This is a genomic window from Aliiroseovarius sp. CAU 1755 (assembly GCF_054482655.1).
In genome coordinates this window covers 447365-468544 of sequence record NZ_JBTLRH010000003.1, presented here as the reverse complement: position 1 = coordinate 468544, position 21180 = coordinate 447365, and the positions used below count along the sequence as shown (strand labels likewise).

The window sequence follows — 21180 nt, the reverse complement described above, 5'->3', positions numbered from 1 at the left end:
GTCGCAATCTGTGCCGGGAATGAAAAAGGCGCCACGAGCGGGCGCCTTTTCCTGAACCATGTCTGACGGGGTCAGCCCTGCAAAACCACCAGCGCATGGCGCTTCTTTCCCGCGGACAGTTTCATCGGTTGCCCCAGATCATCGGCTGACACCATGCGCCCGGCATCTGCCAGCGCGGTGTCGTTCACCTTGGCGCCATTCTCGGCAATCAATCGCTTTGCGTCTTTCCCAGATTTGGCCAAGCCGGTTTTCACGAACAACTGAATGATCGATATTCCGTCGCCAAGCTCGGTTGCGGTCAACGCGACGGTGGGCAGGTCATCGCCCATGCCCCCCTTCTCAAACACCTCGCGGGCGGTGTCTTCGGCGGCTTTGGCAGCGGCGGCCCCATGCAGCAGGGTCGTCACTTCATTGGCCAGAATGATCTTTGCGGCGTTGATCTCGGACCCTTCCAGCGCGCCCAGTCGGTCGCATTCCTCGACCGGTAGCTCGGTGAAGATTTTCAGAAACTTCCCGGTGTCTGCGTCGGTCGTGTTGCGCCAGAATTGCCAGAACTCATAGGGGCTGAGCATGTCGCCATTCAGCCAGACCGCGCCGCCTTGCGATTTGCCCATCTTGCGCCCGTCCGACGTGGTCAACAGTGGCGTCGTCATGCCGTAGATCTCTTGATCCAGCACCCGGCGCGTAAGGTCGATCCCGTTCACGATGTTGCCCCACTGGTCCGAGCCGCCCATCTGCAGAAGACAGCCATAACGGCGGTTCAGCTCAAGAAAATCATAGGCTTGCAGGATCATGTAGTTGAATTCGAGAAAGCTCAGGCTCTGTTCCCGGTCCAGCCGCGACTTCACGCTTTCAAAACTGAGCATCCGGTTGACCGAGAAATGCCGCCCGATATCTCGCAGGAAATCGAGGTAATTCAGCTCGTCCAGCCACTCGGCGTTATTAAGCATGATCGCATCGGACTCGCCGTCGCCGTAGCGCAGGAATTTTTCGAACACCTGCTGCATCGCCGCGATATTGGCGTCGATCTGTTCCGGCCCCAAAAGGGGGCGTTCGTCTGATCGGAAAGACGGATCACCCACCTTGGTGGTGCCACCGCCCATCAGGGTGATCGGCTTGTGGCCGCAGTTTTGCAGCCAGCGCAGCACCATGATGTTCATCAGATGCCCCACATGCAGCGACTGAGCCGTCGCGTCATACCCGATATAAGCGGGCACTACCCCCGCAACCAACGCGTCATCCAACGCCTGATAATCCGTGCAGTCGGCCAGAAAGCCGCGCTCGATCATCACACGCATGAAGTCGGATTTCGGGTGGTAGGTCATCGTTTTTCGGTCCATCCTGTGAATTGTGGCTTTCCGTATAGACGGGGGGCGGACAAAGGAAAAGGGCGTGTTGCGGACCATGTCGAACGTTGCGTTGAAGGAACAGTTGGGCCGCGCGCCAATTTGGGCGCTTGGCATGATGTCGGGCACGTCACTGGACGGGGTTGATGGCGCGTTGGTGCAAACCGATGGTCATGCGATCCACGCCTTTGGGCCGCACGGGTTCATTCCCTATTCCGACGTGCAACGGCAGGTCCTGTCGCGCGCCTTGGGCCATTGGTCCGGCGACCCCGAGGTCGAACCCGCCGCCGAGATTGTCGAGACGACCCACGCAACCCTTGCAGCCCGGCTCATGCGCGGCGACCCCGCTCCAGCGTTTTTGGGGTTTCACGGGCAGACGTTCGCACATGACCCACGCGGCGGCCGAACCCATCAGGCAGGAGACGGGCAGGTGCTGGCCGAGGTGCTGGGCCTTCCCGTGGTTTGGGATTTCCGCAGCTCGGATGTTGAACTGGGCGGCGAAGGCGCTCCGCTTGCGCCTTTCTTTCACCACGCCTGCGCCCGGTTCATCAAGGCCGACGCGCCCTTGGCGTTCCTTAATCTGGGCGGTGTGGGGAACCTGACATGGGTCGACCCGCGCGTGGACGCACCCGAGGCCGCCAACGCCTGCCTTGCCTTTGACACCGGTCCTGCAAACGCGCCGATCAATGACCTGATGCAGGCGCGGCTGGGCTGCGCGCAGGACGAAAGGGGCGCGCTTGCGCTGTCAGGTGCCGCAGACGAACCCCAGGTCGAGGCGTTTCTGGACCATGCCTATTTCCACCGGATGCCGCCGAAATCGCTGGACCGCGATCAGTTTGCAGAGCTGGCGCGCCGTGTGGCACAGCTGTCCAACGCTGACGCCGCGCGCACCTTGGCCGCATGTGCCGCCGCGGCAGTCGCGCGCGGGTTAGAGCATTGCCCGACCCCACCGTCGCGTGTTCTGGTCACCGGGGGCGGGCGCCACAACGGCGCGATCATGGCCGAGCTTCGCAACCGTCTGTCGGTGCCCGTTGAGGATATCGACGACACGGGACTGAATGGCGATATGCTAGAGGCGCAGGCTTTTGGCTATCTGGCGGTGCGTGTTGCGCGCGGCCTGCCAACCTCGTCACCGACGACAACAGGTGTCGCCGCGGCTGTCGGGGGCGGTGTGATTTCGACAGGCGCGTACGACTAAGCGTTCAGGTGCATTCAACCGTCGCCTTATCGGCATAGAATGCGATGTGGTCTTTCAAGGCCGACAGATCTTCGACCGGGGCATCGAAAATCCAGCCCGCATCTTCGATCACGGTCGATTTCGTCTGGATCGAGTAATGGCGCGCTTCGCCGCGGTAAGGGCAGGTCGTCACCGTCTCGCTCTTGTCAAGAAAGGCCATCGCCACATCGTCTTTGGGGAAATAGATCACGGCGGGGTTGTCGCCTTCGACCACCGACAAGGCGTTCAGGCTTTCGCCCAGAACGGCACCGCCGGCGCGAATGGTCCATTTGCCCTCGGCGGGGCGGATCTTGATTTGATCGCTCATGATGTAGCCTCAGTCTGTCGGTGAAAACTTGCGGGACCATATCAGACCCATCAGAAAATGCGCGCGCTAAATTGGCGCACATGCCGTGGCCAGCCAGTGCGACGCAGCGTCACTGAGGCGCGGCGCCAGCTTTTCCACGCAGGTCGCGTGGTAGTCATTCAGCCAAGCACGTTCTTCGCCCGACAACATGTCCGCAATCACCAGACTGGTGTCGACCGGCACGTAGGTCAGAGTCTCGAACGACAGCATGCTGCGGTCCGCATCACCACCGACCGGGCAGGTGGCCTCTTCTACGACAACAAGGTTTTCAAGCCGAATGCCGAACGCGCCTTCGCGGTAATATCCGGGCTCGTTCGACAAAATCATGCCGGGCAGAAGTTCGACATCCGAGATCGCGTTGAACCGCTGCGGTCCCTCATGCACTGACAGATACGCGCCGACGCCGTGCCCGGTGCCGTGGTTGAAATCCTGATGCGCGGCAAACAGCGGATAGCGCGCGATCGGGTCCAGATCGCGCCCTGTCCGCCCTTTGGGGAAATAGACGCGCGACAACGCAATCATGCCTTGCAAGACACGGGTATAACAGCGCTTTTCTTCGTCTCCAACATCACCGACCCGCAAGGTGCGCGTGATGTCCGTGGTCCCGTCGCGATACTGCCCGCCGCTGTCCAACACCACCAGATTGCCGGGGGCGAGCGTGCGGTTTGTGTCATTGGTCACGCGGTAATGCATGATCGCGCCGTTGGGGCCAGCACCTGCGATGGTCTCAAACGAGATATCCAACAGAGCATTTGACGCGCGGCGGGTTTCCTCCAGCCGGGTGACCAGATCAATCTCGCTCAGGGCGGCTTTATCGGCAGCGTCATACCAGGTCAAAAACTCGACCATGGCGGCGGCGTCGCGCAGATGCGCCTCGCGCGCGCCCTTCAATTCGGTCGGGTTTTTCTGCGCCTTGGGCAGGATCGCGGGGTCATCGGCCCAGTCGATCTGGATACCGGCCTTGTCGAGAACCTGTGAAACGGCAAGCGGCGCGGTCGCCTTGTCGACCCGAACCGGTCCGTCGAGCGTTTTCAGGTGGCTTGCGAAATCCTTGATCGGGTGCAGCGTCACGTCCTTGTCAAGCTGGGCCTCGACCGTGCGACCTTCGGTGGTGAAGAACGCGACCGAGCCATCGTCAGACAGGATCGCGAAGCCTTGCACGACAGGAATACGCGGTAGGTCGTCGCCGCGAATGTTCAGCATCCATGCGATGCTGTCAGACAGCGTGATGATGCAGGATTTTTGGCCGTCGGCCATCAAGCCGTCCGCCAGTTCCGACCGCTTCGCTGCGCTGGATTGCCCTGCAAATTCAACGGGTTGCTCGATGATCTTACCATTGGGGGCAGGGGGGCGATCTTCCCAGATCTGATCCACCAGATTGTCGGTCGCGATAAGCGTGAGCTTGGTGCCCTCAAGCGCCTTCTCAAGCGTCTCAATCTCGCCTTTGGTGTGCAGCCACGGGTCAAACCCGATCTTCGCCGACTGCCCGTCCAGCGTTTCCTTCAACCAAGGTCCGGGCAGGGTTTCGGGCCAGTGAACCGGGGTGAACGCATCCATGTCAGCCTGCACGCGCACTTGTGTGCGATAACGTCCATCGACGAAGATGCCCGCGTGATCCTTCAAGGCGATACAGAACCCGGCCGACCCGGTGAAGCCTGTCAGCCACGCCAAACGCGCGTCACAATCGGCGACATATTCGCCTTGATGGGCGTCGGCGCGGGGCACGATGAACCCGTCCAGACCCTTCATCGACAGAGCGCGGCGCAAACGGTCCAACCGGACCGGGCCACGCGATGGGTCGGCGGTGCTGTCAAAGGTCTGGAACATGGAGGGTCTCCGATTTGTCAGGATGGGGACGGTTTGCCGGGCGCGCAGGTGCAATCGCGCGCACCATGCCGTGAAACGCCAGCCGTGAAAAGGGGGGTCAGCTGACCTTCTTGATCCCCAACAGACGCGCCCGCGCGCGAGGGTCGGAATCAAACAGTGACGCCAACTGTTCGGTCATTGCACCCGCCAGTTGTTCCACATCCGTGATGGTGACCGCACGGTCGTAATAGCGGGTCACATCATGGCCGATACCAATCGCCAGAAGTTCAACCTGCTTGCGTTTCTCGACCATTTCGATCACGTCGCGCAGGTGTTTTTCCAGATAATTCGCAGGGTTAACGGACAAAGTTGAATCGTCAACCGGCGCCCCGTCGGAAATCACCATCAGGATTTTGCGCTGTTCGGGCCGGGCCACGATCCGACGATGCGCCCATTCCAGCGCCTCGCCGTCGATGTTTTCTTTCAACAGCCCTTCTTTCATCATCAGGCCCAGATTGTCGCGCGTGCGCCGCATGGGGGCATCGGCCTTCTTATAGATGATGTGGCGCAGGTCGTTCAGACGGCCGGGCTGTTGCGGGCGGCCTTCTGCCAGCCATTTTTCGCGCGCAAGCCCGCCTTTCCAGGCGCGGGTGGTGAAACCCAGCACCTCGACCTTGACCTGACAGCGTTCCAGCGTGCGGGCCAGAACGTCGGCACAGATCGCGGCGATGGAAATCGGGCGACCACGCATGGACCCGGAATTGTCCAGAAGCAGCGTGACCACGGTGTCGCGGAACTCGGTGTCTTTTTCCTGCTTGAACGACAGGGGGGTCGTCGGGTTGGCGACCACGCGGGCCAGACGTCCCGCATCCAGAATGCCCTCTTCCAGATCAAACAGCCACGAGCGGTTTTGCTGTGCTTGCAGGCGGCGCTGCAACTTGTTCGCCAGACGACTGACGGCGCCCTTCAAGGGCTCAAGCTGTTGGTCCAGATAGGCGCGCAGGCGTTCCAATTCGGCCGGTTCGGCCAAGTCCTCGGCCATGATCTCTTCGTCATGGTCGCTGTTATAGACAAGGTAATTCGGATCGGCATCGGACGCGGGGGGCGGCGCAGGTGGATCAAGCGGAGCGTCTGCGTCGGGCATCTCTGCCTCGTCGCTCATCTCGTCGTCAGCCATGTCGTCAAGCGTCACCTGAGCCTCAGACGGATCCATCTGCTCGTCTTGCGCGCGTTCGGGGTCGGCTTCGGTTTCGTCCTGATCGTCGGCCGCTTGTTCATCTTGCTGATCGTCGGATTGATCGTCATCGGGGGCAGCGTCTTCGTTGCTGTCATCCTCGGAATTGTCCGGGTCGTCGCCCAACTGGTCGCCATAGCCCAAATCTTCGATGATCTGGCGCGTGAAGCGGGCAAATTCCTGCTGGTCAGCAAGCTTGTCGCCCAGATTGTCCAGATGGTCGCCCGCCTGACCTTCGATGAAATCACGCCAAAGGTTCATCACATTGGCGGCGGCGGGGGGCATGTCGCGGCCAGTGGCCAGATGGCGCATCAGATAACCAGCAGCGGTGGCCAGTGGCGCGTCGGCGGCGGCGGTCATCTGGTCAAACCCCGCGCGCATCGCGTCGCTTTCGATCTTGGCGTCGATATTGCCCGCCGTGCCCGGCATGTCGCGCGCGCCGACCGCCTCGCAACGGGCGGTTTCCATCGCTTCATAGATTTCGCGCGCCATGCCACTGGCGGGGGCGTATTTCGCGTGGGTCGCCTCGTTATGATAGCGCAGCTTCATCGCATAGGCATCCGCCGTGCCGCGCGCCAACAACACCTCGTCCCGCGTCATCCGCCGTGTGACCTGTGGCAGACGCATCGCGTCCTTCGTCACCCCCGACGGGTCCACCGTGAAGCTGACCGACAGTTCCGGCTCATCGGCGAGCGTCTTCGTCGCCTCAGCCAGCGCTTTCTTGAACGGATCAGCAGGGTTGTCGGAGGGTTTGTTCATTTGGTTGCTGCTTTGTTGCGCTTAGGGCTGCAAAGACCCGCGGGGTGGTGCGAAAGCGCCGCCCCATGGGGGCGGGTCGGCGCTGCCCGGTCTGGCGCCCGGGCGGTGCATGGCGATATCGGGCTTCTTGGTGTCACCCCAAGCTCATGCTCACCGCGCTCTCCGGCAGTTCCTCGTCAAAACAACGTTGATAGAACTCGGCCACCGTCTGGCGTTCCAGCTCGTCGCATTTGTTCAGGAAGGACAGCCGGAAGGCATAACCGACCGAGCGGAAGATATGCGCGTTTTGCGCCCAGTTGATCACGGTGCGCGGGCTCATCACGGTGGACAGATCGCCGTTCATGAACGCGGTGCGGGTCAGGTCGGCGACGGTGACCATCTGGGCTACGGTCTTGCGACCTTTCTCGGTGTTCAAAAGCGGGTTCTTCGCCAGCACGATGTTGGTCTCGGCGTCATGAGACAGATAGTTCAGCGTGGCGACCAGTGACCAACGGTCCATCTGTGCTTGGTTGATCTGTTGCACGCCGTGATACAACCCGGTCGTGTCGCCCAGACCCACGGTGTTTGCGGTGGCAAACAGGCGGAAGGAGGGGTGTGGGGTGATCACCTCGTTCTGGTCCAGCAGGGTCAGCTTGCCGTCATGCTCTAGCACGCGCTGGATGACGAACATAACGTCGGCGCGGCCTGCGTCGTATTCGTCGAACACAATCGCGGTCGGGTTGCGCAGCGCCCATGGCAGGATGCCTTCCTGAAATTCGGTGACCTGCATCCCGTCTTTCAACTTGATCGCATCCTTGCCGATCAGGTCGATCCGGCTGATGTGGCTGTCAAGGTTCACTCGCACGGCGGGCCAGTTCAAACGGGCGGCAACCTGTTCGATATGGGTCGATTTGCCCGTGCCGTGATAGCCCTGGATCATCACGCGGCGATTGTGGCTAAAGCCTGCAAGGATCGCCAGTGTCGTGTCGGGATCAAACTTGTAGGTCGGGTCGATCTCGGGCACACGATCCATGCGGTCGGCAAAGCCTTTGACATGCATATCGCTGTCGATGCCGAAAACCTCGCGGACCGAAATCTCTTCGGTGGGTTTTGCGTTCATATCCTGTGTGCCGTCAGCCATCTGCGTAGTTCCTTCTGCCTCGCGCGTCGCAACCCGACTTTGATGCCTGATGTGCGAAGGGGGTGCAAGGGGAAGGGGACGAGATTTGTGACGCTGGGACAAGGTGGCGCAAGTGGTCGCCCAAGGTTTGTCTGACCCCCGCGCAAAGACATGTGTGCAGTCGTATTGAAAAAGGCGGCCCAAAGACCGCCCATTTCCGTGAAAAATACCCCAAGCTTATCTAAAGCTGCGGCTTTCCTTGATTTGATCCCACGCCCAGACAACCTCTTGCAGCTGTTCTTCCTGTGACCGGTCGCCGCCGTTCATGTCGGGGTGCAGCACCTTGATCAGCTTCTTATAGGCCTTGCGGATTTCGGCTTTGTTCCAATGATCCTTGGCTTCCAGAATGTCGATCGCGCGCCGTTCGGTCGGGGGCAGTTTCCGTGTGCCGGTGATTGACTTGCCGGGGTTGCGTGTGGCGTTTTCGCCCAGCACCTGATGGGGGTCATCCACGCCCAATCGCGCCCAGGCGCGTTGTTCATCCTTGTTGGCCCCGAACGGTTTTGTTTCGCGTTCCCACACACGGTCCTTGTCAAACTGTTCGTGGATCTCGTCCTCGCTTGATCCGTCGAAGAAGTTCCACTTCAGGTTATATTCGCGCACGTGATCTTTGCAAAACCACTTGAATTCATCCAAGTGATCAGGCGACCGCGGCGCGCGGTATTTGCCAGCCTCCTGACAGCCACCATGTTCGCACACACGGGTCGAGGTCTCGAACTCGCCGGACATGCCGCGCTTGCCGCGTGGGTTCTTCTTTTTGGCCGCAGAGACCGAAATATCAAAACCAAATGGATCATTTCTGGACATGGGAATACCCTTTTCGACTCGGACCAGAGAGTTTACTGCATTTTCCTAGGTATAGAAGAGGGAATGGCGAAGAAATGACCCGAGCCGCGCAAATACATGAAAAGCTTCAGGCGGCCTTTTCGCCGCAACACCTTGAAGTGATTGACGAAAGTGAAAGCCACAGGGGGCATGCCGGGTATCAGGACGGCGGAGAAAGTCATTTCCGCGTCGTGATCCGGGCGCCTGTCTTCGGCAAGATGTCGCGTGTCGCACGGCACCGCGCCGTGCATGCTGCACTGGGGACGGCGCTGGTGGGGCAAATTCATGCGCTGGCATTGGACATCGCGGCGTGACGACTGGACCGCGTCACGCTTTTTGACGGTCCACCGCCGGCGCGTGATCGCCGACGGCGTTTGCGTCCTCGGCCGATGGCAGTCGCGGGGCGTTCTGGCGCTCTTGCGCAGGCTCTTCAACGGTCGGAATGCTGTCGATTTTTGGCGACGCGACTGCTGCCACGTCTTCGACATCCGCCAAAGGGCGGCGGAACACCAACAGGTTTTGATAGACCGTGGTGCGTCCGGTAAAGCCTGAACGTTCTTCGCTGGGCAGGGTGTCGGTGCGTTGGTATTCCCAGCCTTCGGTGGCCATATCGTTCAAAAGCTCGGTCATTGCGTGGGCAAAGCGTCCATCTGAGCCCTTGATGCCCTTGGCTTTCTTCCCCTTGCGGGGGGCCGGGACCACCTCATATTCGTATTGCGTCATGGATTGTTTCCTTAAAACGACTGGCGCAGCCTAAACGATCGACGCACGTCCTGTCCAAGAAGATTGATTGGCTTGCGGAAATCCGCCTGAGGGCCGCCTGAGGGGCGTGTTTCCCCTCGGATGGTCAGTTTTCTAGAGTCCCAGCTTTGCGCTCACGATCTCGTTCACCGCTTTCGGATTGGCCTTGCCGCCGGTGGCTTTCATGACCTGCCCGACGAAGAACCCAACCAGTTTCGGGTTTTCCTTGGCCTTTTCAACCTGGGCGGGGTTGGCGGCGATCACCTCGTCCACCGCGGCCTCGATCGCGCCTGTATCCGTCACCTGCTTCATGCCGCGATCTTCTACGATCTTGGCCGGGTCGCCGCCTTCGGTATAGACAATTTCGAACAGGTCTTTCGCGATCTTACCCGAAATGTCGCCCTTGCTGATCAGTTCGATGATCCCACCCAGTTGCGCCGGGCTAACGGGGCTTTCCGAGATCGAGTGATCTTCCTTCTTCAGGCGTCCGAACAGCTCGTTAATGACCCAGTTCGCCGCCAACTTGCCGTCACGGCCTTCGGCGACGGCTTCGAAAAACGCGGCGTTGCGCACGCCAGCGGTCAGAACGCCCGCGTCATATTCGGACAGGCCGAATTCGGTCACGAAGCGCGCTTTCTTTTCGTCAGGCAGTTCGGGCAAGGTCTTGGCGATATCATCGACCCAGCTCTGTTCAATCTCCAACGGCAGCAAGTCGGGGCAGGGGAAATAGCGATAGTCATGCGCTTCTTCCTTGGACCGCATCGACCGCGTTTCGTTCTTGTCGGCGTCATACAGGCGCGTTTCCTGCGTGATCTCGCCCCCGTCTTCCAAAATGGCGATCTGGCGGCGGGCCTCGAAATCAATCGCAGCCTGAATGAACCGCATGGAGTTCATGTTCTTGATCTCGCACCGGGTGCCAAGATGACCGAAATCCTGCGTCTCCATATATTTCTCATATTGCCCCGGACGACAGACCGAGACGTTGACGTCCGCGCGCATGCTGCCGCTTTGCATGTTGCCGTCACAAGTGCCCAGATAGCGCAGGATCTGGCGCAGCTTGGTGACAAAGGCGGCGGCTTCTTCCGGGCCGCGAATGTCGGGGCGGCTGACGATCTCCATCAGCGCGACACCGGTCCGGTTCAGGTCCACGAAGGACATGTTGGGGTCCATGTCGTGCACCGACTTCCCTGCATCCTGTTCAAGGTGGATGCGTTCGATGCGAACCTTGCGGGCCACGCCGGGGCCCATATCCACGATCACTTCGCCTTCGCCCACGATGGGGTGATAAAGCTGGCTGATCTGATAGCCCTGCGGCAGGTCCGGGTAGAAATAGTTCTTGCGGTCAAAGGCGGAAAACAAGTTGATCTCGGCCTTCAAACCCAACCCGGTGCGCACGGCTTGTTCGACGCAGTATTCGTTGATGACGGGCAACATGCCGGGCATGGCGGCATCCACGAAGGCGACGTTCGAATTGGGTTCGGCCCCAAACGTGGTCGATGCGCCCGAAAACAGCTTGGCGTTCGAGCTGACCTGCGCGTGGATTTCCATCCCGATAACCAGTTCCCAATCGTCCTTGGCCCCGGCGATGACTTTCGGTGCGGGGGTTTCATAGGCGAGGTGATCCAGCATGTGCGCGTTTCCCGTGTTTCACAATCCTGTCGCGTTCTAAGACAGGGAAAGCACAGGGGCAAGAGGCGCAAGCGTGCAGCGCACACGATGTTCAGGACGGCATGGCGGTGGAGGGTGAATTCAACCTATGGCTATGCTGCGGTGCGGCGGGAGGCGGAAAAATCAGGCTAAAGTAGAAAGCGGCGATGCATACCCGCCTTGCAAACATGGCATATCAGCGAAAACCTGCCAATTGCTGCGCTGCCGCAATGGGGCGGTTGCTTAATGCAAGTGCCCCCCGTTATGCACCTGCGCTGAGACGAATGAGACGTGAACGGACCTGAGTGGGGGCTCCATGAAACGAATGATATTGGGCTTGTTGGCCGCGCTGATGATGGCACCAGCCGCACAAGCAAACGACATTTTCGGCACGCGCGGGGTGCGCACGCCGATGTTGACGATGAAGTGGGATGAAAAGCCGCAAGCCTCGGCTTGGACAGACGCGACCATGAAGGCGTTGGAAACCCACGGGGCTGTCTTGTCGCAAACCGTGCCTGCCGACATCGACACATGGTGCCCCGGCTATGAGAGCCAGGACCAAGTTGGGCGCAACGCGTTCTGGACCGGGCTTTTGTCCACGCTGTCCTATTATGAAAGCACATGGCGCCCGACCGTCGTGGGCGGGGGTGGCAAGTGGTATGGGCTTGTGCAAATCCTGCCAGCCACTGCGCGCGGCTATGGCTGCGAGGCGCAATCCGGCGCGGCCCTGAAAAAGGGCGAACTGAACCTGAGCTGCGCCGTGCGCATCATGGCGGTCACCGTGCCGCGCGACAATGTCGTATCGAAGGGCATGCGCGGCGTTGCAGCCGATTGGGGCCCGTTCCATTCCGAGCGTAAACGCAATGGGATGCGGGAATGGATCAAGGATCAGAGCTACTGCGCGGTCAGCTGATCAGCAGTTACATTCAGACAGAAAAAGGGCGGGCCATCTGGACCCGCCCTTTGTTTGTGCGATCATCAGTCGCCCAGCATCCGCCCGACCATTTCCTGACTGTCGCGGCTTAGCCCCTCGGTCGCAAGAATGCGCTTTAGTGCCGAGGTCATCATGCCTTGGCGATCGGCGTCATAGCGCCGCCAGGTTTCATACGCCGTGGTCATGCGCGCTGTGGTCTGCGGGTTCACCGGATCAAGCCTGATCAACCAGTCTGCCGTCAGCGCATAGGCTTTCCCCGACGCATGGTGGAACCCCGCGTGGTTCGTGACCAGCGCGCCGAACAAGGCGCGGAAGCGGTTGGGGTTCTTCCAGTTGAACGCGGGGTCCTTGGTCAGCCGCTCTGTCACATCCGCCGCTGTCTCAGGCGTCGCATGGGCGACTTGCATCGCGAACCATTTGTCCATGACCAGTTCGTCATTTTCAAAGCGGCTGCGGAAATCAGCAAGCGCCGCTTCGCCCTTCTGGACTTGCAGCAGATACCCCAACGCCCCCAGCAGCAAGCTCATGTTGTCCGCCCGGTCATAAAGCGCCTGCGCCGCGGCCCCGCCGTCCAGACGGTTCAGCAGGTTCAACAGGCCAAGGCCAAGTGCGCGCTTGCCGGCTTGTTCGGCGTTCGGCGCATACGGCTCGGTCACGTCCATTTCGGCCATCATGCGGGGCAGGAGGTCTTGCACGTGCTCCGCCATGGCCTGCCACAACGTTTGCTGCGCGTTGTAAATCTTCTGCGGGTCTGGCGTGACACCGGCATCAAACAACGTCTGCGCCAGATCGTCCTGACTTGGCAGCCCCAGCGTCAGCGCGCGGAAGGCCGGGTCAAGGCTGTCGTCGCGCAACATCACTGCAATCGCGTCCAGATATGCGTCCAATGGCCCGTCTTCGCCGGTGACAAGCGCCACAAGCACCTCTTTGGCCAGCGTGCGACCAGATTCCCACTTGTTGAACGGGTCGGTGTCATGGGCCAGCAGGAAGGCACGCTCCTGCGGCGTGCTATCACGCTGCAAGATCACCGGCGCTGAGAAGTGGCGCAGGATCGACGGCGTGGGTTTTGCGCCCAACCCATCGAACGAGAAGCTCTGCCTGGCCTCGGTCATTTCCAAAACCTGTGTGCCGACCACCTCATCCCCGTTCGGTCCGATCAAGCCGACGGCGATTGGGATATGCTGCGGCAGCTTTTCGTCCTGCCCCGGTGTGGGCGGTGTTTCTTGTTCAAAATGAAGCGTATAGATGCCATCCTTGAAGTCATCCGCCACCTTCACTCGGGGTGTCCCAGCCTGTTTGTACCAGCGCCGGAACTGGGTCAGATCGCGGCCCGTGCTGTCTTCGAACACGCGCACCCAATCTTCGATGGTCGCAGCCTCGCCATCATGGCGGGTGAAATAGAGGTCCAACGCCTTGTAGTATTCCTCTTCGCCGACCAGCGTTTTCATCATCCCGATCAGCTCGGCGCCTTTTTCATAGATGGTCGCGGTGTAGAAATTGTTGATCTCGACGAAGCTGTCGGGTTGCACCTGATGCGCCAACGGGCCGTTGTCTTCGCGGAACTGGCGGCCGCGCAGGGCAGACACATCGTTGATCCGGCACACGGCTTTGGACCGCAGATCGCCCGAGAACTGCTGGTCGCGGAACACCGTCAGCCCTTCCTTCAGCGACAGCTGAAACCAATCACGACAGGTGATCCGGTTGCCTGTCCAGTTGTGAAAATACTCATGTGCGATGATCGCTTCAATCCGTTCAAAGTTCGCGTCTGTAGATGTCTCGGGCGACGCCAACACAGCGGACGTGTTGAAGATGTTCAGCCCTTTGTTTTCCATCGCCCCCATGTTGAAATCGGACACGGCAACAATCTGGAAAATGTCCAGATCATACTCACGCCCGTAAACCTCTTCGTCCCATTTCATCGAGGCTTTCAGCGCCTCCATCCCAAACGCGGTCTTGCCCTCGTCACCGGGGCGCACCCACAGTTTCAGGTCCACCTCTTTGCCCGACATGGTGGTGAAACTGTCTTCGCGGGCGATCAGCTCACCGGCCACCAAAGCGAACAGATAGGCGGGCTTGGGCCACGGGTCATGCCATTCGGCCCAACCGTCGCCTGACCCGGTGGGGTTGCCGTTGGACAGAAGCACCGGCATGTCCCCTTCGATGCGCACCTTGAATGGGGCCATCACGTCGGGGCGGTCGGGATAGAAGGTGATCCGGCGAAAACCTTCGGCCTCGCATTGAGTGCAATACATGCCATTGGACATATAAAGCCCTTCCAACGCGGTGTTGGTTTCGGGGCTGATCTCGACCTCTGCCTCCCATGTGAAGGCGTGATCGGGCACGTCTGCTTTCAGCCCGCCATCGACCAGTTCTGGCGACACGTCTGACCCGTCGATCGCCGCGTGGATCAACGTAAGATGTTCTCCGTGCAGGAAAAAATCACGCGATTTGGCGTTTGGGTTCGGCGTGAACCGAATGGAGGACCGCACCCGCGTTGCGGTCGGATGCAGCACGAAGGTCAGCGAGACCTCTTCGATCAACCAGTTGGGCGGCGTGTAATCGGCAAGGAAAATGGGCTGCGGGCTGGTGTCGGTCATGTCAGATCCTTTCACGGTCACACCCTCTGGCGGGTGGCTCCTGCTTAGACCCGCGCGCGCCTGGCATCAAGTTACTGGGACATCAGATGTGATTATTCGGTTTTTCCAAAGGGTTTTGCATCGAAATTGGGGTTGCGGTTTGGTTTCGCATAGGAAACTCTAGCGCCAAATAAAAGTCGAGCCGGCCAAAGGGATTACCATGAGTGACTATATCGAGCGCAAAGGCCTGTCAGTTCACCGGGAACTGGCACGGTTTCTGGAAACGCGGGCCCTGGCCAAAACCGCGTTGAAATACGACGATTTCTGGCGTGGGTTTGCGGATATCGTCCACGAACTCGGCCCCAAGAACCGCGCGCTTTTGGCCAAACGTGACGACCTTCAACGTAAGATTGATGACTGGCACAAGGCGCGGGTAGGTCAGCCGCATGACGCCGTGGCCTATCGCGCCTTTCTGAACGACATTGGCTATCTGGTCCCCGAAGGCCCCGATTTCCAGATCGAAACCGCGAATGTGGACCCCGAGATTGCTGACGTTCCGGGGCCGCAACTGGTGGTTCCGATCATGAACGCTCGTTTTGCTCTGAACGCCGCAAACGCGCGGTGGGGCAGCCTGTATGATGCGCTGTATGGCACCGATGCGCTTGGTGCCACGCCCAAGCCCGGCGGCTATGACCCGGAACACGGCGCGCGCGCGATCGCGTGGGGACGCGCCTTTCTGGATGAAGCGGTGCCGCTGGCGGATGGCAGCTGGGCGGATGTCGAAACCGTATCGGTTACTGACGGCGCCTTGACACCCAAACTGGCTGATCTAGCTCAATTTGCGGGCTATGCCGAAGGGCGAATTTATCTCAAAAACAACGGCTTGATGATCGAACTTCGCTTGGATGCCCAGACGCCCGTGGGCAAGCAGGACCGCGCGGGCATATCGGATATCCGTCTGGAAAGCGCCATGTCCGCGATCATGGATTGCGAAGACAGCGTGGCCGCCGTGGACGCCGAGGACAAGGTGCTGGCCTACTCCAACTGGCTGGGCCTGATGGACCGCTCGCTGACCGAAGAGGTCACGAAGGGCGACAAGACCATCACCCGCAAACTGTCGGGTGACATTCACTACACCGCGCCCGATGGCACGCCGATGACCCATAAGGGCCGCGTCTTGATGCTGGTGCGCAATGTCGGCCACCTGATGACCAACCCTGCTATTTTGGACAAAGACGGACACGAAGTGCCCGAAGGCATCATGGACGCCGTGGTCACGACCCTGATCGGTATGCACGACCTGATGCGCGAGGATGGCAACTCGGTCAAAGGGTCGATCTATGTGGTGAAACCCAAGATGCACGGCCCGGAAGAGGTTGCCTTCGCGGATGAGATTTTCACCCGCGTCGAAGCCATGCTGGGCCTGCCGCAATACACCGTCAAACTGGGCATTATGGACGAGGAACGGCGCACCAGCGCGAACCTCAAGGAATGTATCCGCGCCGCCAAGCACCGCGTGGCCTTCATCAACACGGGCTTCCTTGATCGCACGGGCGACGAGATTCATACCTCGATGGAAGCCGGGCCGATGGTGCGCAAGGGTGACATGAAAGACGCCGCCTGGATCAGCGCCTATGAGGATCGCAACGTCGATATCGGTTTGGCCTGCGGTCTGCGTGGCCGCGCCCAGATCGGCAAGGGCATGTGGGCAATTCCTGACCGGATGGCAGACATGCTGGCCGAAAAAATCGCCCATCCCGAAGCGGGCGCAAACACGGCTTGGGTGCCAAGCCCGACCGCCGCGACCCTGCACGCCACCCATTACCACCGCGTCGATGTGCTGTCCCGTCAGGACGAGATTGCAGCCAAGGGGCCGCGAGGCTCGCTGGATGATCTTCTGACAATTCCGGTCGCGCAGGGCGCCAACTGGTCAGACGCCGAGATCCGCGACGACGTGGAAAACAACGCCCAAGGCATCCTTGGCTACGTGGTCCGCTGGGTCGATGCGGGTGTCGGCTGTTCAAAAGTGCCGGACATCCACGATGTGGGGCTGATGGAGGACCGCGCGACCTGCCGGATTTCCAGCCAGGCGCTGGCCAACTGGCTGCACCACGGCGTCGTGTCCAAAGACGAGGTGATGGACGCCATGCGCGCCATGGCCGTGAAGGTGGATGCTCAGAACGCGGACGACCCGGCCTATGAACCGATGGCACCGGGGTTTGACGGCGAAGCCTACAAAGCGGCCTGTGAACTGGTGTTCAATGGTCGCGAACAACCGTCCGGCTATACTGAACCCATGCTTCATGCGCATCGACTGGCCAAAAAGGCGCAGTGTGCGGGTTAAGCGAACCGAGGAGGAGAAGAGAAATGGAAAAGATTTCACTGGACGCCGCGCGCGTCATGATCCGCGAAACGCTGAACCACGCTGCGAAGGCAAAAATGAAGCCCCTGTCCGTTGCGGTCGTTGATGCGGGCGGGCACCTGATTGCCTTTGAACGCTCTGACGGAGCACCCGCTGGTCGGTTCGATTTGGCACGCGGCAAGGCTTATGGATCGGTGATGCTGGGCATTGGTGGGACCGCGCAGCGTGATCGCGCCGAAGCACAGGCCTATTTCATCGCAGCCGCCAATGTGGCCTATGGCGGCAAGCTCGTGCCGGTGCCTGGCGGGTTCCTTGTGCGCAATGAGAAGGGCGATGTTGTGGGGGGGCTTGGAGTCTCTGGCGACACGTCGGAAAACGACCTTGCGGCAGGCGAAGCTGGCATTCGCGCAGTGGGGCTTGTGCCTGAAGGGTAGGGTGCGCGCACCGCATTGCCGCGCGGACGGACATCCTCTATCCTCTTGCAATCGAACGCTATTGCGGAGCAGGCATGAGACGCCCCATCATCGGTATCATTGGCAATACCTACCTGATCAATGACCAGTATCCCAGCCACGCCGGCGGGACGATGAATTCCGAAGCAATCGCACAGGTGGCAGGGTGCCTACCGCTGATCGTGCCGTCCGATCCGCGCTTCGTCTCGGTCGACGAATTGCTGGAAACATGCGACGGGTTTCTGTTCACTGGGGGGCGTCCCAATGTGCACCCGGCCGAATATGGCGAAGACGAAACCGAAGCGCATGGCGAATTTGACCGCTGCCGCGACGCCATCACCTTGCCCCTGATCCGCGCCTGCGTGGATCGCGGCCAGCCCTTTTTCGGCATTTGCCGTGGGTTTCAAGAGGTCAACGTCGCCATGGGCGGCACGCTTTATCCCGAAATTCGCGACCTGCCGGGCCGGATGAACCACCGGATGCCACCCGATGGCACGCTTGAGGAAAAGTTCGCCATCCGCCACGACGTCCATTTTGAGGAAGGCGGCGTCTTTCATCAGCTTTTCGGCTCTTGCCGGGTGCGCACCAATACGCTGCACGGGCAGGGGATCAAGACCGCCGGTTCGCGCATTGTGATCGAAGGTCATGCCGATGACGGAACGCCCGAGGCGCTGTTCATCCGGGATGCGCCGGGCTTTACCCTGTCCGTGCAGTGGCACCCGGAATACATGGCAGCCGAAGACCCCGTGTCACGGGTGTTGTTCACAGCCTTTGGTGATGCCGCCCGCGATTGGGCCACCCGCGATCGCGCGCCGGTGCCTGCATAGAATGACCAAGCGATGGCGACGGGTGTTGACCTTCCCCTAGCTGGAATGCCCAAGGTCTTCCTTGAAAAGGGAGACATCATGATTCGATCAAACCGAAAGACTGCGTTTGCAGGTGTCGCCGTGGTGGCGCTTGCCATGGCCGGGCTAAGCCTGTCGCGCCTTTCAGGGCGTGATGACAGTGGCGCGGCGGGGTCGGCGGATGGCGCAATGCCCCCTGCGGCTGCCTCGGGCGCTCAACTGGTTGCGGTGAATATGCCCGCGCTTGAAGACGCTCAACGCCTCGGACAGACGGTGTTTCTTGCCAAATGTGCATCCTGCCACGGCGAAACGGCTGGCGGTATCGACGGGGCAGGGCCGCCATTGATCCACAAGATTTATGAACCCTCGCACCACGGCGACGCGGCCTTTTTCCGGGCGGCGGAGCTTGGGGTCCGTGCCCATCACTGGCGGTTTGGAGATATGGCACCGGTCGAAGGCATTTCCCGCGCTGAGGTTGCGGATGTCGTTGCGTTCATTCGCGCGGTGCAACGGGCAAATGGGATAGAGTGATCCCTGACCGAGCCGTAAAAATGAAAACGGGCGCCATCAAGGGCGCCCGCATTTCGTTTGGTCAGTCGCCGTAATCAGGCGACGCGCGGCAAGGCGCGGGCTTCGTAGGCACGCAGAACCATGCGGGCCGTATCACCATAGTGGCGCGGATCGGAACGAAGCTCGGGGAAGAGTGTAAACAGCTCTTCACGGGCGGCGGCGTCGATCGCCCCCAGCCCCTCATGACCCGGATGGAAGCTTTCCGTTGCCGCGCCATTGGCAAAGACAACCTCGTGTTGATCGAACAACATGTGGAAATAGGTAATCTCGGCCTGCGGTTCGATCACCACATCGCTGCCGTTGATCAGGTGCTTGGCAGGGATCATGACTTCGCGCTCAGCGAACAACAACGTGGCGTTGTGGCCTTCGTAAACCATCCGGTGTTGCGGCGACACCAACAACGACCGGTCGTTGCCGAACAGCCCCTTGCCAATGCGCACCGGGGCCAGATCACCCTGACCTTGCGTGGTTTTTTGGCCAACCCAGCGGATCGGTTGCACCCCGTGATCGCGTGTCACGACCATGTCGCCGGGACGCAGATCCTGGATCGGGCGTTCGCCGTGATCGGTCATGATCATTGTGTCGGTCGTAAAGCAGATGATGACGTTTTCGATGTTGGTGAAGGTCAGCGTGGTGCCGTCGGACAGCGTGGCCGTCCCGTTCTCTGAATTGCCGGGATCAAAGACCACATCATCCCAGTCATCGACCAGGTGGTTCAGATAAAGCGTATCCGTGTCGCCATCATCATCATCTTCGCCACCGTCGATGGTGATCGTCGACCCAGATCCATCCAGCCCATCTGTCGGATCAAGGTTGATCGTGTCCGAGCCGGTGCCACCAGACACCGTGTCACCCGCGCCGACATTCAGCGTGTCATCGCCATCGCCACCGTCCAGCGTGTCGGACCCGGACCCACCGGTCAGCGTATCGTTGCCACCCTGACCATAGATAATGTCGTCGCCATCGCCACCATCGATCGTGTCATTGCCACCAATCGAGGTGTCGGGGATGGTGTCGAAATGCACGTCCGAAACCCAGACCGCCTGGGTGCCGGATTGGGCGTTGCCATAGATGATCTCGATCTCGCTGACAGGGCCGGCGATTTCGACCAGCACCGATCCGCCCAGATCAGATTGGCTTTCCGATACGTTGTTGGCTGTGACCGTGTTGCCCGAAACGGTGTCGCCACCGCCCGGTGTCAGCGTGACGGTGACCGGGTTTCCGTTGGCGTCGATCGCGTTGACGGTCACCACATCGGTGTGGTTGCCCGAACCCCAGTCCACGTCATTGATGCGGAAGGACACGTTTTCCACATCATCCAGCGACGTGCTGCCGGTCGCGGCTGCAAAGTCGATCGTGGTGGTCGAAGTCGTGCTGTCACCATCGCCAAAAAGGTAAAGGCTTGAATTGTCGTCGAAGTCTTCACCGGACCCGACATAAATTGTGTCGCTTGTCTCGACCCGGTATTCCGGGCTGTTCGTGCCATCGCTGGAAAAACTGACCGAGACGTCCATCTCGCCGGTGTTCTGGGTGAAGCCGGCGCTCAGGTTGGTGCCGTCGCCGCCTTGTGCGCTCCAGTCCAGCACCTCTTCGGTCGCGGTGGCGGGTTTGTCATCGCCATAGATGACGTCGTCGCCAGTGCCACCATCAATCGTGTCATTGCCTGCGCCGCCTTCGATCGTGTCATTGGCTGCACCGGACGAGATTGTGTCGTTGCCGCCGTAGCCATAGATCACATCGTCATTGCCACCAGTGCTTACGCTGTCGTTGCCATCGACAACTTCACCGTCTTCGTCGACGAATGTGCCGTCGATCACGTCATCACCGCTTGTGCCGGTCAGAATGCCATCGACCTGGTCGGAGTAGGTGAAGGCGGGGTCACCTGCCGTGACATCCGGGTTGCTGTCATAGTCGACGATTTCATAGCTGCGCCCCGCGATGAAGGGCGTTTCAGACATGGTGTAATAGCCGCTGGCATCGCCGCCTTCGACCTGCAGCTGGACGACTTCGAATTCCTCTCCGGTGACCGTGTCGCGCACGGTCCAGACCAGTTCCGCATCCATGTTGACGCCAGAGGATGTGTCCGCGCCAATCGTCGCATTGCCGAACGCGCTTTCACCGCCATCGCTGTCATCGTCCAGCGTTTGGCCTTGAATGCCGCTTTCGTTGTCAGTGATTGTTGCCGTCCCAGTGGCGGTGGTCGGCCCGGACCAGACGAAGGTGGACCCGGTCCCGGTTGGAATGACGCCTGAAGGATCGAGGTCGTAAAACTTAAGGGTATGGGTCGGCATCTAATTCTGCTCTCTTCTTACTGGTTACACGCCCGAACCTTCGGACGGCG

At 60.3% G+C, this 21180-nt stretch carries 17 protein-coding genes; 7 read left to right on the top strand and 10 right to left on the bottom strand.

The genetic code is table 11. From position 1 onward, the window contains the following. Positions 1-71 precede the first annotated feature (71 nt). On the bottom strand, positions 72-1325 hold the full coding sequence (tyrS, locus tag ACXYMP_RS14155; RefSeq protein ID WP_458907361.1) for a tyrosine--tRNA ligase: 1254 nt from the start codon (positions 1323-1325) through the stop codon (positions 72-74). Between the two features lie 79 nt (positions 1326-1404). Between tyrS and ACXYMP_RS14150 the strand changes: the two genes are divergently transcribed. Then, positions 1405-2544, top strand: coding sequence for an anhydro-N-acetylmuramic acid kinase (locus ACXYMP_RS14150; RefSeq protein ID WP_458907359.1), 1140 nt, complete (start codon positions 1405-1407; stop codon positions 2542-2544). Positions 2545-2548: 4 nt separating this feature from the next. On the opposite strand, the gene ACXYMP_RS14145 is transcribed toward ACXYMP_RS14150, so the two are convergent. The 5 genes from ACXYMP_RS14145 to ACXYMP_RS14125 all read right to left on the bottom strand — a co-directional run bounded on the left by ACXYMP_RS14145 (position 2549) and on the right by ACXYMP_RS14125 (position 8694). Then, on the bottom strand, positions 2549-2890 hold the full coding sequence (locus tag ACXYMP_RS14145; RefSeq protein ID WP_298566554.1) for a DUF427 domain-containing protein: 342 nt from the start codon (positions 2888-2890) through the stop codon (positions 2549-2551). Between the two features lie 66 nt (positions 2891-2956). Further along, the gene (locus ACXYMP_RS14140; RefSeq protein WP_458907090.1) at positions 2957-4756 is read right to left on the bottom strand and encodes an aminopeptidase P family protein; all 1800 of its coding nucleotides are present in this window, start codon (positions 4754-4756) and stop codon (positions 2957-2959) included. A gap of 97 nt (positions 4757-4853) precedes the next feature. After that, positions 4854-6728 (bottom strand): cobaltochelatase subunit CobT, encoded by a 1875-nt coding sequence (cobT, locus tag ACXYMP_RS14135; RefSeq protein WP_458907088.1) that lies wholly within the window; start codon positions 6726-6728, stop codon positions 4854-4856. Between the two features lie 133 nt (positions 6729-6861). Further along, a complete protein-coding gene (cobS, locus tag ACXYMP_RS14130; protein WP_298566558.1) occupies positions 6862-7848 on the bottom strand; it encodes a cobaltochelatase subunit CobS in 987 nt (328 codons plus the stop codon). A 216-nt stretch (positions 7849-8064) separates the two neighbouring features. Then, positions 8065-8694 (bottom strand): DnaJ domain-containing protein, encoded by a 630-nt coding sequence (locus tag ACXYMP_RS14125; protein ID WP_298566559.1) that lies wholly within the window; start codon positions 8692-8694, stop codon positions 8065-8067. 74 nt (positions 8695-8768) lie between these two features. Here ACXYMP_RS14125 and ACXYMP_RS14120 point away from each other — a divergent pair, with 74 nt between their 5' ends. Next, on the top strand, positions 8769-9026 hold the full coding sequence (locus ACXYMP_RS14120; RefSeq protein ID WP_298566561.1) for a BolA family protein: 258 nt from the start codon (positions 8769-8771) through the stop codon (positions 9024-9026). A gap of 13 nt (positions 9027-9039) precedes the next feature. Here the strand turns inward: ACXYMP_RS14120 and ACXYMP_RS14115 are convergent, their stop codons facing one another. Further along, on the bottom strand, positions 9040-9435 hold the full coding sequence (locus ACXYMP_RS14115) for a DUF4177 domain-containing protein (RefSeq protein WP_458907085.1): 396 nt from the start codon (positions 9433-9435) through the stop codon (positions 9040-9042). A gap of 132 nt (positions 9436-9567) precedes the next feature. After that, positions 9568-11082, bottom strand: a complete 1515-nt coding sequence (gene gatB, locus ACXYMP_RS14110; RefSeq protein ID WP_458907083.1) for an Asp-tRNA(Asn)/Glu-tRNA(Gln) amidotransferase subunit GatB — start codon at positions 11080-11082, stop codon at positions 9568-9570. Between the two features lie 334 nt (positions 11083-11416). On the opposite strand from gatB, the gene ACXYMP_RS14105 reads away from it, so the two are divergent. Next, entirely contained in the window at positions 11417-12013 is a 597-nt protein-coding gene (locus ACXYMP_RS14105) for a transglycosylase SLT domain-containing protein (protein WP_458907081.1), read from the top strand. Positions 12014-12078: 65 nt separating this feature from the next. Here ACXYMP_RS14105 and pepN read toward each other — a convergent pair whose 3' ends face one another. Then, positions 12079-14631, bottom strand: coding sequence for an aminopeptidase N (pepN, locus tag ACXYMP_RS14100; RefSeq protein WP_458907079.1), 2553 nt, complete (start codon positions 14629-14631; stop codon positions 12079-12081). 199 nt (positions 14632-14830) lie between these two features. Between pepN and ACXYMP_RS14095 the strand changes: the two genes are divergently transcribed. The 4 genes from ACXYMP_RS14095 to ACXYMP_RS14080 all read left to right on the top strand — a co-directional run bounded on the left by ACXYMP_RS14095 (position 14831) and on the right by ACXYMP_RS14080 (position 18800). Further along, the gene (locus tag ACXYMP_RS14095; RefSeq protein ID WP_458907077.1) at positions 14831-16954 is read left to right on the top strand and encodes a malate synthase G; all 2124 of its coding nucleotides are present in this window, start codon (positions 14831-14833) and stop codon (positions 16952-16954) included. A 23-nt stretch (positions 16955-16977) separates the two neighbouring features. Then, the gene (locus tag ACXYMP_RS14090) at positions 16978-17406 is read left to right on the top strand and encodes a GlcG/HbpS family heme-binding protein (RefSeq protein ID WP_248363348.1); all 429 of its coding nucleotides are present in this window, start codon (positions 16978-16980) and stop codon (positions 17404-17406) included. A 74-nt stretch (positions 17407-17480) separates the two neighbouring features. Next, positions 17481-18251, top strand: a complete 771-nt coding sequence (locus ACXYMP_RS14085) for a gamma-glutamyl-gamma-aminobutyrate hydrolase family protein (RefSeq protein WP_458907074.1) — start codon at positions 17481-17483, stop codon at positions 18249-18251. Between the two features lie 78 nt (positions 18252-18329). Further along, positions 18330-18800, top strand: coding sequence for a c-type cytochrome (locus ACXYMP_RS14080; RefSeq protein ID WP_298566569.1), 471 nt, complete (start codon positions 18330-18332; stop codon positions 18798-18800). A gap of 74 nt (positions 18801-18874) precedes the next feature. Here the strand turns inward: ACXYMP_RS14080 and ACXYMP_RS14075 are convergent, their stop codons facing one another. After that, positions 18875-21130 carry a Hint domain-containing protein gene (locus ACXYMP_RS14075; RefSeq protein WP_298566570.1) on the bottom strand — a complete coding sequence of 752 codons (2256 nt, stop codon included), beginning with the start codon at positions 21128-21130 and terminating at the stop codon, positions 18875-18877. Positions 21131-21180 lie beyond the last annotated feature (50 nt).